The organism is Mesorhizobium sp. B2-1-1, assembly GCF_006442975.2.
Lineage (GTDB): Bacteria > Pseudomonadota > Alphaproteobacteria > Rhizobiales > Rhizobiaceae > Mesorhizobium.
The window spans coordinates 4,206,784-4,221,011 of sequence record NZ_CP083954.1 but is presented as its reverse complement, the minus strand read 5'-3'; the positions used below and the strand labels follow the sequence as shown (position 1 = coordinate 4,221,011).

Below are 14,228 nucleotides of genomic sequence, written 5' to 3'. Positions count from 1 at the left end.
AGCCGGACAATCTACAAAGCCCGGCGGTACCGGACCTGTGGTTAGCACTCACCCAGGGCGAGTGCTAACGTGGCGGTGAAATAGGCTGCTGGCTGGCGAGAGTCAAGGCGCGCGCGAGCGGGCAGCGGCGCGAAATTTTGTTTTCCGCGAAAGCCCGCTCGCAGAACGTGCCAGTTGCCGCTGGCCTTTCATGCGAAATGCGCCGGTTCCTCCCGCAATCGACGGCAAAACAAGGCGCGGAGGGTGCTCTGCCGCTATCGGTCAGAGATCCTGCCGCCCGATACTTCGATACGCAAGACGTGTCGATGTCACGGGAGAGGGGCGCGAAAGCCGCCGCCGAAAACTACAGAAACAATCTCAGCTGCGTATGGATGATGGACCTGTAGTCGTCGATCGTGCGGCGGCCTTCCTTCTCGTCCTGCGTCAGCGCTAGCCGCACGACGCCGCCGGCAAGCTGGAAGATCAGGAACACCACGCGCGCGAAGTCTTCGCGCCGGTCGGGCCGCAGCATCGGAGCGACGTGGTCGCAGAACATCTTGGCCTGGTGCCTTGTCTCAGCAATGTCGAGGTTCTGCAGCGCCTTGTCAGCCTGTATCGCGTTCTGCAGATCCTGGATGGCCGGGTCGTCGGCCACGCGCCGGTAATAGTCCTCGATCATGCGGTCCGCGGCAGCCGTCACGTCCTCAAGCCCACTTATTTCGGCGATGATCTCGCCGAAGCGTGCGCGGCTTTCCTCCGAGAAGCGCTCATAGAGCATCGCCAGGATCGCCGATTTGTTGGGGAAATAATGGTAGACGGTGGCGATCGGTCCGCCCGCCAGTGCGCCCACTTCCTTCATCGTCACCGCGTCGATGCCTTTTTCGCCGATCAGCCGCATGGTCGTCGAAAGGATCGCGTCGATGCGTTCGCGGCTCCGCTCCTGCTTGGGCCTGCGCCTCGGCGCCGTCGCCATCCGGCTTGCTTCTGCCATGCGCCCAATCTCTCGCGAGAGCTTCAAAATTCCCGGTTGACAAGAAACATGATCAAGTATCAGTTTCGTAATGCTGACAAGTTGTCAGCTTTTTTATCGCGCTGCAAGGACGTTGGGAGGCGCCTCGTGACTGCGACGCAAGCCGTACAAGCGGAAAATGGCGATTGGCTGGTCGGCAACCCGACCGGCGTCGAGCTCGGCTCCGCATTATGGATCGGCTCGGTCGGGCTGCTGATCCTCGGGCTTCAGCCCGTGCTGCTTGGCGCGCTCTACACCGAGGGCCATGTCAGCGGCGATGAACTGGCGCTGGTCGCCACGGCGGAGATGATCGCAATCGCCATCGGTTCAGCCGTGGTGGCGATGCTGCTTTCCGCGCGCAACATGCGCTGGAAAAGCGCCGTCCTTTTGATCCTGCTGGCCCTGGCGAATGTATGGACCGCCCATGCCGCAAGCGCCAATGCGCTGATCGCCGCCCGCGCCATCGCCGGGCTGGCTGAGGGCGGCCTGGTCGCGATCGCCACTGAACTGATCGCCCGTTCGCGCCGGGCGGAGCGCATCGGCGGCTATTTCGTGACGCTGCAGACCCTGGCGCAATGTGCGCTCGCTCTGCTTTTGGCACTCTATGTCATTCCCGAGGCGGGGTCGTCCGGCGGCTTCATCGTGCTTGCCGTCGTCTGCGTCGTCTCGCTGGCGGCCGCTTTCACCGTACCCGGTGACTACGCCGACCTGCCGAAAGAGGAGAACCTGGCCAATGTGCTGACGGTTCCGTCGATCACCGCGCTATTGTCGGTCTTCTGCTACTTCATGTTCTTCGGCGCGATCTGGGCCTTCCTGGAACCGCTCGGTGCGCAATATGGGATTGATAGCTGGACCGTCGGTCTGATCGTCTCGGCCAGCCTGGCGACGCAGGTCCTGGGCGCGATGACGGCGACCGTGTTCGAGGCGCGCATCGATTACCGCATTGCCATTACGGCCATCGGTGCCGTCGCGCTGGTCTCCTCCCTTGTTCTTGCCAGCGCACCTGGCCTGACGACATTCTGGATCGCCGCCTTGGTCATGGGCTTCATCCTGTTGTTCATCGTACCCTATCAGATCCGGCTGGCGATCACGGCCGACGAGACGCGTACCGCCGTGCTGCTGGTGCCGGCCGCACAGCTCTTCGGCTTGGCGATCGGGCCGGTGGCGGCGTCGCTGCTCATCAATGGCAAGGATTTCCGGCCCGTGCCGGAATTCGCCGCGGCAAGCGCGTTTGCCAGCGTGGCCCTGCTTGGCCTGTTCGTGGCCACTATGCGCCGTCGGCGCGTCTGACGGGACGGCTGGATGTCGACGATCACCGCGCGGAACTGGAGCAACTGGTCGGGCTTCGTGCGCGCCGAGCCGAAGCTGATCGCCACTCCAACCGACGCCGGCGAGCTTGCCGATCTGGTGCGCACGGCACCTGGGCCGCTGCGGGTGGCGGGTGCTGGCCACTCCTTCACGGCGCTGGTGGCATCGCAAGGCTCGATCGTTTCCCTGGAGAAGATCGAGGGGCTGGTCTCGCACGACATACAAAGCCATCGCGCGCGGGTGCGGGCAGGGACCCGGCTCGGCCCGCTAATGCACATGCTGCACGGCATCGGCCAGGGCCTGCCAAATATGGGCGACATCGACCGCCAGGCGATCGGCGGCGCGCTGGGCACCGCCACCCATGGTTCCGGGCTGACGCTGGGCGCTTATCACACCCAGTTGGAGACGGTGCAGATCGTGGACGGGCGGGGCGAGTTGCGCGAATTCGATCGGACCCGCGACCAGGATATGATCCATGCGATGGGGGTCGCTCTCGGCGCCTTCGGCATCTTGAGCGAAGTCACGCTGAACAACATCGCGACCTACCGGCTGCGCCGCCGCAAGTGGGTGCTGCCGATCGCCGACATGCTGCGCGATTTCGAGACGATGATGGCCGCGCACCGGTCGGCCGAATTCTACTACATCCCGTTTTCCGGCTACGCGCAGTTCATCGCCAGCGACCTCAGCGACGCGAACCCGACCACCAGGCCTACCGAGCAGGACGAGGCCGGCCTGGCGACGCTACGCAAGCTGAGCAGGGCGCTGCGCCGGCTGCCATGGCTGCGCCGCTCCTTGATCCGCGGCGCCGTGAAGAAAGTGCCGGCCGAGGATTATGTGCAGGACTGGCTCAACGTCTATGCCAGCGACCGGCAGACCAAGTTCAACGAGATGGAGTATCATCTGCCCTTCGAGGAGGGGCCGAAGGTGATCACGCAGATCATCGAGCTGACCGAGAAGCACTTTCCGGAAGTTTATTTTCCGATGGAGGTGCGCTCGGTGGCACCCGACATGTTCTGGCTTTCGCCCTTCTACAAGCGTCTGACCTGCTCGATCGCCATTCACCACGATGCCGCCAACGACCCTGAGCCCTTCATGCGGGCGGCCGAGCCGATCTTCCGCAGGCATGGCGGCCGGCCGCATTGGGGCAAGATGCACAGCCTAAAGGCGGCGGATCTCAAAAAGCTCTATCCGCGCTGGGATGATGCCATGGCCGTTCGGGGAGACATCGATCCCGAGAACCGTTTCGTCTCGCCCTACATGGCCGGCCTGTTCGGCATCGGCCAATGAGCGGCTATTTCACCGCGCTGTCGGATGCGTTGAGGGCGGCCGGCGTCTTTCAGCCTTGTCTCGTGCTCGACCGCGACCGGCTGGACCGCAACATCGACCTGGTGAAGCAGAGACTGGCGCCCGGCCTTGCCGTGCGGCTGGTCGACAAGTCGCTTGCTTGCCTGCCGCTGCTTTCGCACATCGCCGGGGCGCTCGGCACCCATCGCTTCATGACGTTTCATCCGCCGATCACAAGCGCGGTGCTCGACGCTTTTCCCGATGCCGACATGCTCTACGGCAAGCCGATGCCGGTCGGCGCGGCAAAGCAGGCGATTTCAAGCAGTACCGCCGACTGGTCGCGTATCTGCTGGCTGATCGACAGCGAGGAGAGACTGGCGGAATACGGCGCTCTGGCCGCCGAACTGGACATCGGGTTGCGCATCGCTTTCGAGATCGATGTCGGGCTGCATCGGGGCGGGTTCCCGGAACCGCGCGCGCTGTCGAAGGCATTGAACGTGCTGCCCGCCCGGTTGCGCTGCGAAGGCGTCATGGCCTACGAGGCGCACGCGCCGCACATTCCCGGTCTGTTCGGCGGTCCCAAAAAGGCGCTGGCAGAGGCGTCGCAGCGGGCCGCGGCGTTCATCGCGGCTCTCGGCGAGGACCAGCGCCGAACACTGAACATCGGCGGCTCGAAGACCGCGTTGCTTCATCGTGGCGGCATGGCCAACGAAGTGTCGATCGGGTCGGCCTTCGTGCTGCCCGGGGATTTCGACACGCCCGGCCTCGACGGCTTCCAGCCCGCGGCCTTCATCGCCACGCCTATCCTCAAGGTGGTCGAGCCGATGCTGCCAGGCCCGCCGGCGGTCACCCGCCTGCTGCAGACGATCGGCCGGTTTCCGCGCAAGGGCTGCTATCTCTATGGCGGCAAATGGATGGCCGAACCGGTGTTTCCCGAAGGCATGGAGACCAATGGCCTGCTTGGCCTTTCCTCGAACCAGCAGTTCATGGGCCTGCCCGGCGATGCCACCACCAGGTCAGGCGACTACGCCTTCCTGCGTCCGACGCAAAGCGAGGCGGTGCTGCAGCAGTTCGGATCGATCGCGGTCTTTTCGGGCGACAGGCTCGTGGACCGCTGGCCCGCGCTGCCAATGGGGTAGGGCATGGTGCCTCGTTATGATGAGGCCAAACCAGACGCTTCGATGTAACAGACCGACCGTCAACCCAAAGCCACGATGCGCTGGCGGCCAGCAGCCGCATGCTTGGAACAGTCAGCGAGCCTATCCGCCTCCAGACGGGGTCATCGTTGACCGGCCTTCTCGGCGAGATATCGAGTAGCCAACGCGATTGAATTGGGGATCGGTGTCGATCCTCTATAGTTGGCAATTTGGCGCCTGGAGATTTCCAACTGGAGCGCCATCCCCTCAAGCGAGAATTTCAGCAGATCGTCCATGATATGGCGGAATTCCCGGTTCTCCATACCAATTGAGGGCAGGGTATCGATCCATTCGGCTGACAACTCGATTCCCCCGTCCCACTCGATTGCATTGCCGTCTTCGTTAACCCGCATGGTTCCAAACAGCTCGTCATCGTCGCGAAGCGGAATGAAGTGTCGATGGCTATTCAACACTGGATTCAGGTCAACCGTCTTGGAGCGGCCGTCTCGCCAGGTGATGCGCACGCGGCGGCCATCAATCATGGTGACCGAGGCGATCCTGGGGAGCGGATTGCCGACTGTTACGATATCGTCAACCATTGAGGCGGGTCCATTCATTGCGCAACTCCTCTTCATGCGAGTTAGCCCAAGCGATTACGGCATCGAGGTCTTTGCGACGCATTTGGCCACGCAACACGTTCCATGAGCCAATCCTGATCAGGACTTCATACTCACCCTTCAACGCGTGAAAGTGAGGCGGGTTATGGTCATCCGCAAAGACCTGAATCTTGATGCCGTCGAGAACCTTCAAAGTGGGCATGTGGCTGTTCCATCGCGCCAAATTTAATGCAGAGGGTGCACTAAATCAAGCGAAAGTGCACTGGGTGCACCCAAAGCGTCGCATTTCATGCCAGTTTGATCGATATTGCGCATGACGCAAATCGGCGACCCGGCCCTGCGTTCTCGTCCGCGGGGCCGCCGTTGTCGCTACCGGATTGAGCTCGGACGGTCGCGCCGAACGGCCGGCCCTGGGCAGCGTTTCAGCGGTAGCGCGCCTGGTTCCAGCGGTGGCCGAGCAGCGACAGGATGATGATCAGCCCGTTGAAGAACTGCACATAGAAGCCGCTGAGGCCGGCGGCGACGACGCCGGTCTGGATGAACGCCACCGTCAGCGCGCCGATGGCGCCGCCAAGCACGGTACCGATGCCGCCCCAGGTCGGCGTGCCGCCGACGAACACCGAAGCCAGCACCGGCAACAGATAGCCGTCGCCGGCGGTTGGCCACCAGGTGAAGTTGATCATCGTCGAGAAGGTGCCGCCGATCGCGGCCCCGATACCGACGAAGACGAACACCTTGACCTTCACCCGCTTGACGTCGATGCCCATCTGCTGGGCGCTGTCGGGATTGTCGCCGACCACCTTCACCTGCGCGCCGAAGCGGTGGCGGTTGTAGAGCAGCGCGGCGAACACGACGAAGGCGAGCGCCCACAGGATCTGTACCGGAATCCCGTAAACCTGGCTGGAGAAGATCGTATAGGTCCAGCTTTGCCCGAGCGTCGGCAGCGCGGTCGACTTGCCTTCGTTGATGATCTGGATCAGCCCGCGCAGCAGGAAGTTCATGCCGAGCGTGGCGATCAGCGACGACAGGCTGCCATAGACGACCAGCACGCCGACCAGGAAGCCGAGCAGCATGCCGGTGGCGAGTGCTGCGACGATGCCGAGGAAGGGATCGTAGCCGGCCTGAACGACCAGCGCGAAAACCCAGGAGGCAAAACCCATCGTCGCCGGAAACGACAGGTCGATTTCGCCGGCGGTAACGACAAAGACCAGCGGCACGACCACGAACAGCGCCACCGGCAGCGTGGTCAGCACCGAGCTGTAGAGGAACCAGGTGGTGAACACCGTCGGATTGGCGATGGTGAAGGAGACCATCATCACCACGAAAACGCCGAGCGTGCCCAGCGCCGCGCGATTGTCGAGAACGAAGCCGCGCAGCAAATGATCCGACGGGTGCTTCCACGCCGCTTCGCCCATTTCGGTATGGGGCGAGGGAGCCTGGCGATTGGGCTCGGCGATGTTGCTCATGGCCTTGTGTCCTCCGCGCGCTGGGCTTCGCCCAAGCCGGGCAGTCCGCCGGGATGCGCGAGGTCTTCCATGAAATTGACGAGCGTGTCGGCCGACTTGATGTCGCGCTTGTCGGCCTGCAGCGCCACAGTGCCACGATCGAGCACGACGAAACGGTCGGCGATGTCGAAGACATGGTGGATGTTGTGGCCGATGAACAGGATCGAGCGCCCGCTCGCCCGCACCTGGCGCACGAAGTGGAAGACCTTGGCGGTTTCGGTCAGCGACAGAGCCGTTGTCGGCTCGTCGAGGATGATCAGGTCGGCCTGCTTGTAGATGGCGCGCGCGATCGCCACGCCCTGGCGCTCGCCGCCGGAAAGCTGGCCGACGACGGACTGCGGCGTGAACACTTTCGAAGTGAAGCCGATCTCGCGCATAAGCCGGCTCGCCTCCCTGATTTCGGTGCCGACTTTCAGCCAGCCGAGGAAGCCGGTGAGTTCGCGTCCCATGAAGATATTGCGCACGATGGTCTGCTGCACGGCCAGCGCCCGGTCCTGGAACACGGTCTCGATGCCGGCGTCGCGCGAGCGCGCCGCGTTCCAGCCGGTGACCGGCTTGCCGCGAACGAGGATCTCGCCGCTGGTCGGCTTGACCGCGCCGGCGAGGATCTTGATCAGCGTCGACTTGCCGGCGCCATTGTCGCCGATCAGTCCGACCACCTCGCCGCGGTCGACGCTGAGATTGACCCCGCCAAGCGCATAGACCTGGCCGTAGGATTTCGTGATGTCGCGCAGTTCGATGATGCGTTCGGCCATCGGGTCCTCGCTTGCTTGTCGCATACCGGCCCTCGCCGGCGGTCCCGCCGGCCGGGCCTGAGCCCCCGGCCGGCGGCTTGGGAGGTCAGCGCAGTGCCTGCTTGGCCAGTTCGGCGACGATCTTGTAATTCTCAGGCGTGACGAAGCCGGCGCCGGTATCGACATTCATCGGTGCCAGCCCCAGCACCACTTGCTGGCAGAGGCTGAGGATCGGCAGATAGCCCTGCATGAACGGCTGCTGGTCGGCGGTCAGCTGCACCCAGCCGCCCTTGAAGGCTTCCACGATCTGCGGGCTGGTGTCGAAGCCGAAATTGAAGATGTCGCCCGGCTTCCGGCCCGCCGCCGTCATATAGGTCTGGACGTTGCCGAGCATCTGCCCGCCGGGGTAGCCGACGGCCTTTACGCCGGGGTTGTTGAGCAAGGCGGCGGTGATCACCGGGATCGCCAGATTCGGATCGGCTGCCCATTCGGTTGCGGAATTGATTTGAACGACATCGATGCCGGCCTCTTTCAAGGCGGAGACGGTTCCTCGCTCGCGGGCGCCGCGGCTCTCGTTCTCGAACGGGCCGATCATGATCGCCTTGTCACCGGCCTTGAGCTTGGCCAGCTTGAAGGCTTCCGCGCCGAGCGCGCGGCCCTGCTGTTCCTGCTGCGCGCCGACATAGCCGCCACCGAAGGCCGTCACCACCGTCGGCACCGGCACGTTCTGGTACATCATCTTGATGCCGTCCTTATGCGCCTGTTCGGCCAGCGGCATGATGGCGGCGTCGCCGGGGTGGCCCATCATGGCAATACCGTTGGGCTTGACGGCGACCGCCTCGCGCAGCTGCTGGACCATTTTTTCGATGTCCCAGCCTGAGAAGATGTAATCCACTTTCGGTCCGAGATCGGCCGCAGCCTGCTTGGCGCCATTGTAGACAATGGTGCCGAAAGCGTCGCCCTCGGCGCCGCCGACGAAGAAACGGATGTGGACGTCCTTGCACCATTGCGCGTCGAGCGCCTGTGCCGGCAAGATGGAGATGGCGGCGGCGAGCGCCGTGGCGGTCGCCACCACGGTCGTGCGCAGAAGTGTCGTTCTCTTGGCGATGCTCATGCACGTTCCTCCCTTTTGTCCTCGCGAGCGAGGGTTTCGACATCTGCTTCGGCAATCCCGTCCGGCTCCTCCCGCCGGCCAATCCTCACGTCGGGTTCGGCAGGTAGCTCGGGCCTCCCCTGCATTGCTGGAGGTATTCCAGCGCGCGGACCTGGCCTGTCATTTCAAGATCGTCGCGATAGACCGGGTCGTGCCAACCTTCGATGTCGATGGCGCCCTTGTATCCGGCCAGCCGCAATTCGCTGATCACCCGCGTCCAGTCGCTGTCGCCGAAGCCGGGCGTGCGCATCTGCACGAAGGGCAGGCGGCCGAAGACGCCGTGCTCGCGGATGACATCCCAGCGCACCGTCGCGTCTTTGCCGTGGACATGGAAGATGCGCGGCGCCCATTTGCGGATCTGCGGGATCGGGTCGATCAGATAGACCAACTGATGGCAGGGCTCCCATTCCAGACCCAGATTCTCATCCGGCAATTCGTTGAACATCAGTTCCCAGGCGTCCGGATTATGGGCGATGTTCCAGTCGCCGGCGGCCCAGTTGCCATCCATGGCGCAATTCTCGAAGGCGATGCGCACGCCCTTGTCGGCCGCGCGTTTGGCCAATTCGCCCCAGACTTCGCGGTAGCGCGGCAGGCTGTTGGTCAGCGGCTTGCCGCGGATGCGGCCGGTAAAACCGCTGACCAGATTGGTGCCGAACAGATGCGCGCTGTCGATCACCGTTTCCCAGGCCTTGAGCACGCCGCGGTCGGTGTCGCCGCTCTCGAGTGGATTGCCGAACACGCCGATCGAGCTGACGCTGACATCGGCATCGCCGATGGCGTCGCGGATCTCGCCTGCGAGCCGCCCTAGGTCCTTGCCGCCCAGCGTCTGCCAGAAGAAGGGCTGGACGCTCTCGAAACCGAGCGGCAGGATCTGCCTGATATAGGCGGCCGGATCTTCGAGATTGGCCCGCACCATGGTGCCGATCCTGATGTCGAGAAGCGGGTCCGCCATGGTCATCCTTCCTGCCTGGGGATTTCGATCCGGCGCCCGGTCTCGGCGCTTTCGATGGCCGCGAAAACCATGGCCAGGCTCTTGATATTGTCGGCGCCGCGCGTCTCCGGCTCGGTGCCGGTTTCCACGGCGCGGACGAAATCTTCCATGACGCCGAGATGCCCGCCGATGCGGTCGGCAGGGTCGAGCGGCGGCACCGCTACCGGCACGACCTTGTCGAGCAGGCCTTCGCGTTCCGGCAGCACGGCTTCGGCCTTCAACTCGTCATGCCCATCCCAGGTCAGGCTGCCGCGTTCGCCGACGATGCGCCAGCTGCCTTCCCAACTGGTGCGAAAACCGTCGGCGCACCAGCTGCCGCGGTAAGTGAACATCTTGCCCTGGCCGAGCTCGAAGGTGGCGCTTGCCGACGATCCCTGCCGGTACCAGGAATTGGACGGCTCCCATTCCCGGCAATACACTTCGGTCGGCTCGCCATCGACCATGTAGCGGGCGGCGTCGAATGTATGGATCGCCATGTCGAGCAGCAGCACATGGCGCATGCCTTCGCGGAAACCGCCGAAATGCGGCGCAATGAAAAAATCGGCATGGATGCTGGTCGCAGCGCCGATGGCGCCGGAGCCGAGGAAGCGCCGGATGCGCCGGACGTTGGCGACGTAGCGGCGGTTCTGCACCACGGCATGGACGCGTCGCGCGCGCCGCGCATCGTCGATGATGGCGCGCGCATTGTCCGGGCTGTCGGCCAGCGGCTTTTCCGTCAACAGATGACAGCCATGGGCAAAGGCCGAATTCGCCACGGCGCGACGGGCGGCAGGCACGACCACGTCGAACACCGCATCGGGTCTGGTCTGGGAGAGAACGACGTCGAGATCGGTCCCGATCGCGACCCCAGCGAGGTCGTATTCGCGTGCCCGCTGGCGCGCCCTGTCGGCGTCGAGGTCGACGAGACCGACGATCTTGACGGCAGGGGATTGGCTGATGGCCTCGAGCCAGGTTTTGCTCATGGCTCCGCACCCGACCAGGACGACGTGCATCATCCAGCGCTCCTCCGGCCAACCCCTCCTGGCTGGCACCCACGGCAGTCCGTAAATGACTTCCGTAAACGTTTACGATGACACACCCGATGGCATATATTGTCAATCGGATTTGTACCGTCGGCTCTGAAACGCCTTGGCCGCACGACCGGCTGGTGCTAGCCAGAAGCAGGAGGGGGAGGTCTTGGCGTCCAGCATTCACGATCTTGCGCGGCACCTGAACATTTCGATCGGTACAGTCTCGCGCGCGCTTAACGGGCGCGCCGACGTGAACGCCGAGACACGCCAGCGCGTGCTCGAGGCGGCCCGGAAGCTCAATTATTCACCGAACCACTCGGGCAGGAACCTACGCCGCGGCACCACCCATGCCGTGGCTTTCATGCTGCAGCCGCATCCGGGCGACCAGCAGTATGGCGAGCCGTTCTTCATTCCGTTCCTCACCGGACTGCAAGCGACATTGGCCGAGTGCGGGCTGGACCTGATCATCGTCATGGGCGCGCCGGCGGATTATCAACAGGAGCGGCTGCGCCGCGTCGTCGAGACGCGTCGTGCCGATGCCGTCGTACTGGCCTGGACGCGGCGCGAGGACGATCGCATCGACTATCTGAGCAAGGCCGGCTTTCCCTTCGCGACGCTCGGCCGAAGCCGGTCCGGCGACGACAGCTATCCCTCTCTGGATCTGGATTTCGAGAAGGCGGGCGCCGATGCGGTCGACCGGCTGGTTGCGCGTGGCCACCGCCGCATCGCCGCCATCCGGCCGTCGCTTGACCTGAATTTCGGTTATCTGTTTCTGGAGGGTTATTGCAAGGCGCTGCGGCGGCACGGCATCGAAGTCGATCCCGGCCTGATTGTGGACGGTTTTATCAACGAAGCCGGTGGCTACGCGGTGACACCGCAAGTCATGCGGTCGAAGGATCCGCCGACCGCGATTATCTTCAACAACGACTCGATGGCGCTCGGCGGCTGCAAAGCGCTCGCCGAAATGGGGATCAAGCCCGGGCAGGATGTCGCGGTGATCGTCATCGTCGACACGCCGCTCTGCCGTTATTTCTCGCCGGCGCTGACCGGCTTTCGTCCGAGCCTTGACCCGATGGGGCGGCGGCTCGGCGAAATCCTGCTCGCCTCGCTCCCGGCTTTCGCCGGCGCGAAAGGGCCAGAGATCATTCGCGAGGTCTGGCCGCTGGAACTGGTGGCGCGCGATAGTGATTGACCACACGTTTGTATCGTTATAACAGAACATGCATCGACCTTGCCTCGACGCTGCCTGCATCCTAGGCTGCGACTCGTGATGGTCCCCGCGCCGCAAGGCGAGGGGTGAAAAGGGAACATGGTGAGGCCCGATTTTCGGGTCGAAGCCATGGCTGCCCCCGCAACTGTAAGCGGCTAGCAAAATCCGAGAAGCCACTGGCCGGCAAGGCTGGGAAGGCAGGATGGCGCAACGACCCGCGAGCCAGGAGACCTGCCATCTGCATGGGTTGACCGGACGGGGTGTGCCGGGAGGAGACGCGGGGTTCGGTCTTGTCGACCGGTTCAAGCCAGCTTCCTTCCGTCGCCATTTTTGAAAGTGACGGAAGTTGGACGGCTCCATCGATCGCATTCACTGCATTCCCATGCATCGCATCATCGTGTGCACGCTTTGCCGCGATATCGCCACCGAGGTGAATTCAGGCCAGCGTCCGGCAGGATTGGCAAGCAAGACGCTGGCCCGTATTCCGGCAGGCCCTGCAAGGAATTGCCCATGACCGCGCCGCTTCTCGAGGCCCGCGACCTGGCCGCGGCGGCGGATGGCCTGCATCTGGTGCATCCGGTCAGCCTTTCGGTGGCGGCGGGCGACCGTCTCGCCATCATCGGTCCCAACGGCGCCGGCAAGACGACATTGCTGCGCATGCTGTCGGGCATGCTGCGGCCGAGTTCGGGCGAAGTGAAGCTCACCGGGCGCCTGCTGGACAGGATTTCGACCGCCGAGCGGGCGCTGCACATCGCCGTCGTCGGCCAGACCGATCAACCGGATCCACGGCTGGCGGTGATCGATTATGTCGAGCTCGGCCGGGTTCCGCATACCGGCCGCAGGCACAGGAGCGAGGAACGCGACATTGTCGTCGAGGCGCTGCGCCGGACCGGGCTGTTGCCGCTGCTTGGCCGCACCATCGGCTCGCTGTCGGGCGGCGAGCGCCAGCGCGCCCAGCTTGCCCGCGCCATCGCACAGGAGCCGAAGATCCTGTTCCTCGACGAGCCGACCAACCATCTCGACCCGCGGGCGCGCAGCGAGTTGCTCGAACTGGTTGCAGGCCTCGGCATGACCGTGATCGCGGTGCTGCACGATCTGGCGCTGGTGACGCCTTTCGCCACCAGGGTCGCGGTGATGAGCCATGGCCGGTTGCATGTGCTGGCGCCGCCACGCGAAGCACTCACTCAGCAGCTGATCCGCGAGATCTTCGGTGTCGACGTCTTTAGGTTGCGCCACCCGACGGAGGACCGCGAGCTGATGGTGTTCGAGGTTCCGAACCGTGCCGCGCCATCTTCGTGAGCGCAGATCCAATTCCCGTGCAACGAAGGAGCAACATCCGTGAAACGCCTTGCCGTATCTCTTGCCTTCTCCCTGCTGGCCTCTACGGCCTTCGCCTTTCCGGTGACGGTCGACAGCTGCGGCAAGTCGCTGACCTTCGACGCGCCTCCAAAGCGCGCTGTCATTCACGATCTCAACATGGCCGAGATGGCCTTCGCCCTGAAGCTGCAGCCGTCGATCGTCGGCCTGACCGGCATCACCGGATGGTACAAGGTCGGCCCCGAATTTAAGGCCGAGCAAGGCTCGATCCCGGAACTGGCGCCCAAATATCCGACGCTGGAAAACCTGGTCGCTGTCGAGCCCGACTTCTTCTTCGCCGGTTGGTACTACGGCATGAAGCCGGGCGGCGAGGTGACGCCCGATACGCTGGCGCAACACGGCATCAAGACCCTGGTGCTGACGGAAAGCTGCGTCCATCTCGACAAGAACCGCCCCGCCGCTTCGATGGACCTGCTCTATGGCGATGTCGAGAAGCTGGGCAAGATCTTCGGCAAGGAGGCCGAAGCGGATAAGCTCGTCTCCGGCTGGAAGGCGCAGCTCGCCGAAATCACGGCCAAGGTCGGCGCCCGCAGGGGAACGCGCGTGTTCCTCTATGATTCCGGCGAGGACAAGCCGTTCACATCAGGCAAGTTCGCCATTCCCAACGCCATGATTTCCGCGGCCGGCGGCGACAACATCATGGCCGACATGGACACCAGCTGGGGCAACACGGATTGGGAGACGGTGGCCTCGCGCAATCCGCAATTCCTCATCCTGCTCGACTATCAGGATGGCGGCGGCTACCGGAAGCTGCTCGATTTCCTGAAAGCGCATCCGGCAATGAAGGAGACGGACGCGGTCAGGAACGAACGCTTCGTGGCGCTTCGCTATGCCGAACTGACACCCGGGCCGGCCAATATCGACGCGATCGGCAAGATTGCCAGGGCGATGCATCCGGAAGCGTTTTAACCGGGA

At 63.9% G+C, this 14,228-nt stretch carries 14 protein-coding genes and 1 riboswitch; of the genes, 6 read left to right on the top strand and 8 right to left on the bottom strand.

What is annotated here, in order from left to right; all coding sequences use genetic code 11:
- Positions 1 to 343: 343 nt before the first annotated feature.
- A complete protein-coding gene (locus tag FJ972_RS20785) occupies positions 344 to 970 on the bottom strand; it encodes a TetR/AcrR family transcriptional regulator (RefSeq protein ID WP_224519165.1) in 627 nt (208 codons plus the stop codon).
- A gap of 126 nt (positions 971 to 1,096) precedes the next feature.
- Here FJ972_RS20785 and FJ972_RS20780 point away from each other — a divergent pair, with 126 nt between their 5' ends.
- From FJ972_RS20780 to FJ972_RS20770, 3 genes are read left to right on the top strand one after another with little or no spacing between them, the layout of a single operon-like run.
- Entirely contained in the window at positions 1,097 to 2,278 is a 1,182-nt protein-coding gene (locus FJ972_RS20780; protein WP_140521625.1) for an MFS transporter, read from the top strand.
- Positions 2,279 to 2,290: 12 nt separating this feature from the next.
- Positions 2,291 to 3,583 (top strand): D-arabinono-1,4-lactone oxidase, encoded by a 1,293-nt coding sequence (locus tag FJ972_RS20775; RefSeq protein WP_140521627.1) that lies wholly within the window; start codon positions 2,291 to 2,293, stop codon positions 3,581 to 3,583.
- Positions 3,580 to 4,719, top strand: a complete 1,140-nt coding sequence (locus tag FJ972_RS20770; RefSeq protein ID WP_140521629.1) for an alanine racemase — start codon at positions 3,580 to 3,582, stop codon at positions 4,717 to 4,719. Before FJ972_RS20775 ends, FJ972_RS20770 begins: the two co-directional genes overlap by 4 nt.
- A gap of 140 nt (positions 4,720 to 4,859) precedes the next feature.
- Here FJ972_RS20770 and FJ972_RS20765 read toward each other — a convergent pair whose 3' ends face one another.
- The 7 genes from FJ972_RS20765 to FJ972_RS20735 all read right to left on the bottom strand — a co-directional run bounded on the left by FJ972_RS20765 (position 4,860) and on the right by FJ972_RS20735 (position 10,711).
- Positions 4,860 to 5,315, bottom strand: coding sequence for a DUF2442 domain-containing protein (locus FJ972_RS20765; RefSeq protein ID WP_181173469.1), 456 nt, complete (start codon positions 5,313 to 5,315; stop codon positions 4,860 to 4,862).
- Positions 5,308 to 5,535 carry a DUF4160 domain-containing protein gene (locus tag FJ972_RS20760; protein WP_140494264.1) on the bottom strand — a complete coding sequence of 76 codons (228 nt, stop codon included), beginning with the start codon at positions 5,533 to 5,535 and terminating at the stop codon, positions 5,308 to 5,310. The genes FJ972_RS20765 and FJ972_RS20760 overlap by 8 nt, the downstream gene beginning before the upstream one ends.
- A gap of 220 nt (positions 5,536 to 5,755) precedes the next feature.
- Positions 5,756 to 6,799, bottom strand: a complete 1,044-nt coding sequence (locus tag FJ972_RS20755; RefSeq protein ID WP_140521633.1) for an ABC transporter permease — start codon at positions 6,797 to 6,799, stop codon at positions 5,756 to 5,758.
- Entirely contained in the window at positions 6,796 to 7,593 is a 798-nt protein-coding gene (locus FJ972_RS20750; protein WP_140515800.1) for an ATP-binding cassette domain-containing protein, read from the bottom strand. Before FJ972_RS20750 ends, FJ972_RS20755 begins: the two co-directional genes overlap by 4 nt.
- Positions 7,594 to 7,678: 85 nt before the next feature.
- Entirely contained in the window at positions 7,679 to 8,686 is a 1,008-nt protein-coding gene (locus FJ972_RS20745) for a substrate-binding domain-containing protein (protein WP_140521635.1), read from the bottom strand.
- Positions 8,687 to 8,771: 85 nt separating this feature from the next.
- A complete protein-coding gene (locus FJ972_RS20740; RefSeq protein WP_181173468.1) occupies positions 8,772 to 9,677 on the bottom strand; it encodes a sugar phosphate isomerase/epimerase family protein in 906 nt (301 codons plus the stop codon).
- A 2-nt stretch (positions 9,678 to 9,679) separates the two neighbouring features.
- The gene (locus tag FJ972_RS20735) at positions 9,680 to 10,711 is read right to left on the bottom strand and encodes a Gfo/Idh/MocA family protein (RefSeq protein WP_140521639.1); all 1,032 of its coding nucleotides are present in this window, start codon (positions 10,709 to 10,711) and stop codon (positions 9,680 to 9,682) included.
- Between the two features lie 181 nt (positions 10,712 to 10,892).
- On the opposite strand from FJ972_RS20735, the gene FJ972_RS20730 reads away from it, so the two are divergent.
- The 3 genes from FJ972_RS20730 (at position 10,893) to FJ972_RS20720 (ending at position 14,222) form a co-directional block, all read left to right on the top strand.
- A complete protein-coding gene (locus tag FJ972_RS20730; protein ID WP_140494255.1) occupies positions 10,893 to 11,918 on the top strand; it encodes a LacI family DNA-binding transcriptional regulator in 1,026 nt (341 codons plus the stop codon).
- Positions 11,919 to 11,980: 62 nt separating this feature from the next.
- Positions 11,981 to 12,190, top strand: a riboswitch (cobalamin riboswitch).
- A 256-nt stretch (positions 12,191 to 12,446) separates the two neighbouring features.
- Complete coding sequence (locus tag FJ972_RS20725; protein WP_140521641.1) at positions 12,447 to 13,235, top strand: ABC transporter ATP-binding protein; 789 nt, start codon at positions 12,447 to 12,449, stop codon at positions 13,233 to 13,235.
- 39 nt (positions 13,236 to 13,274) lie between these two features.
- Positions 13,275 to 14,222, top strand: coding sequence for an ABC transporter substrate-binding protein (locus FJ972_RS20720; protein ID WP_140521643.1), 948 nt, complete (start codon positions 13,275 to 13,277; stop codon positions 14,220 to 14,222).
- Positions 14,223 to 14,228: the final 6 nt, after the last annotated feature.

Coding starts and splice junctions, on each gene's coding strand:
- FJ972_RS20785 (WP_224519165.1), bottom strand. CDS start 970: ATGGCAGAAGCAAGCCGGATGGCGACGGCGCCGAGGCGCAGGCCCAAG.
- FJ972_RS20775 (WP_140521627.1), top strand. CDS start 2,291: ATGTCGACGATCACCGCGCGGAACTGGAGCAACTGGTCGGGCTTCGTG.
- FJ972_RS20770 (WP_140521629.1), top strand. CDS start 3,580: ATGAGCGGCTATTTCACCGCGCTGTCGGATGCGTTGAGGGCGGCCGGC.
- FJ972_RS20765 (WP_181173469.1), bottom strand. CDS start 5,315: ATGGTTGACGATATCGTAACAGTCGGCAATCCGCTCCCCAGGATCGCC.
- FJ972_RS20760 (WP_140494264.1), bottom strand. CDS start 5,535: ATGCCCACTTTGAAGGTTCTCGACGGCATCAAGATTCAGGTCTTTGCG.
- FJ972_RS20755 (WP_140521633.1), bottom strand. CDS start 6,799: ATGAGCAACATCGCCGAGCCCAATCGCCAGGCTCCCTCGCCCCATACC.
- FJ972_RS20750 (WP_140515800.1), bottom strand. CDS start 7,593: ATGGCCGAACGCATCATCGAACTGCGCGACATCACGAAATCCTACGGC.
- FJ972_RS20745 (WP_140521635.1), bottom strand. CDS start 8,686: ATGAGCATCGCCAAGAGAACGACACTTCTGCGCACGACCGTGGTGGCG.
- FJ972_RS20740 (WP_181173468.1), bottom strand. CDS start 9,677: ATGGCGGACCCGCTTCTCGACATCAGGATCGGCACCATGGTGCGGGCC.
- FJ972_RS20735 (WP_140521639.1), bottom strand. CDS start 10,711: ATGATGCACGTCGTCCTGGTCGGGTGCGGAGCCATGAGCAAAACCTGG.
- FJ972_RS20725 (WP_140521641.1), top strand. CDS start 12,447: ATGACCGCGCCGCTTCTCGAGGCCCGCGACCTGGCCGCGGCGGCGGAT.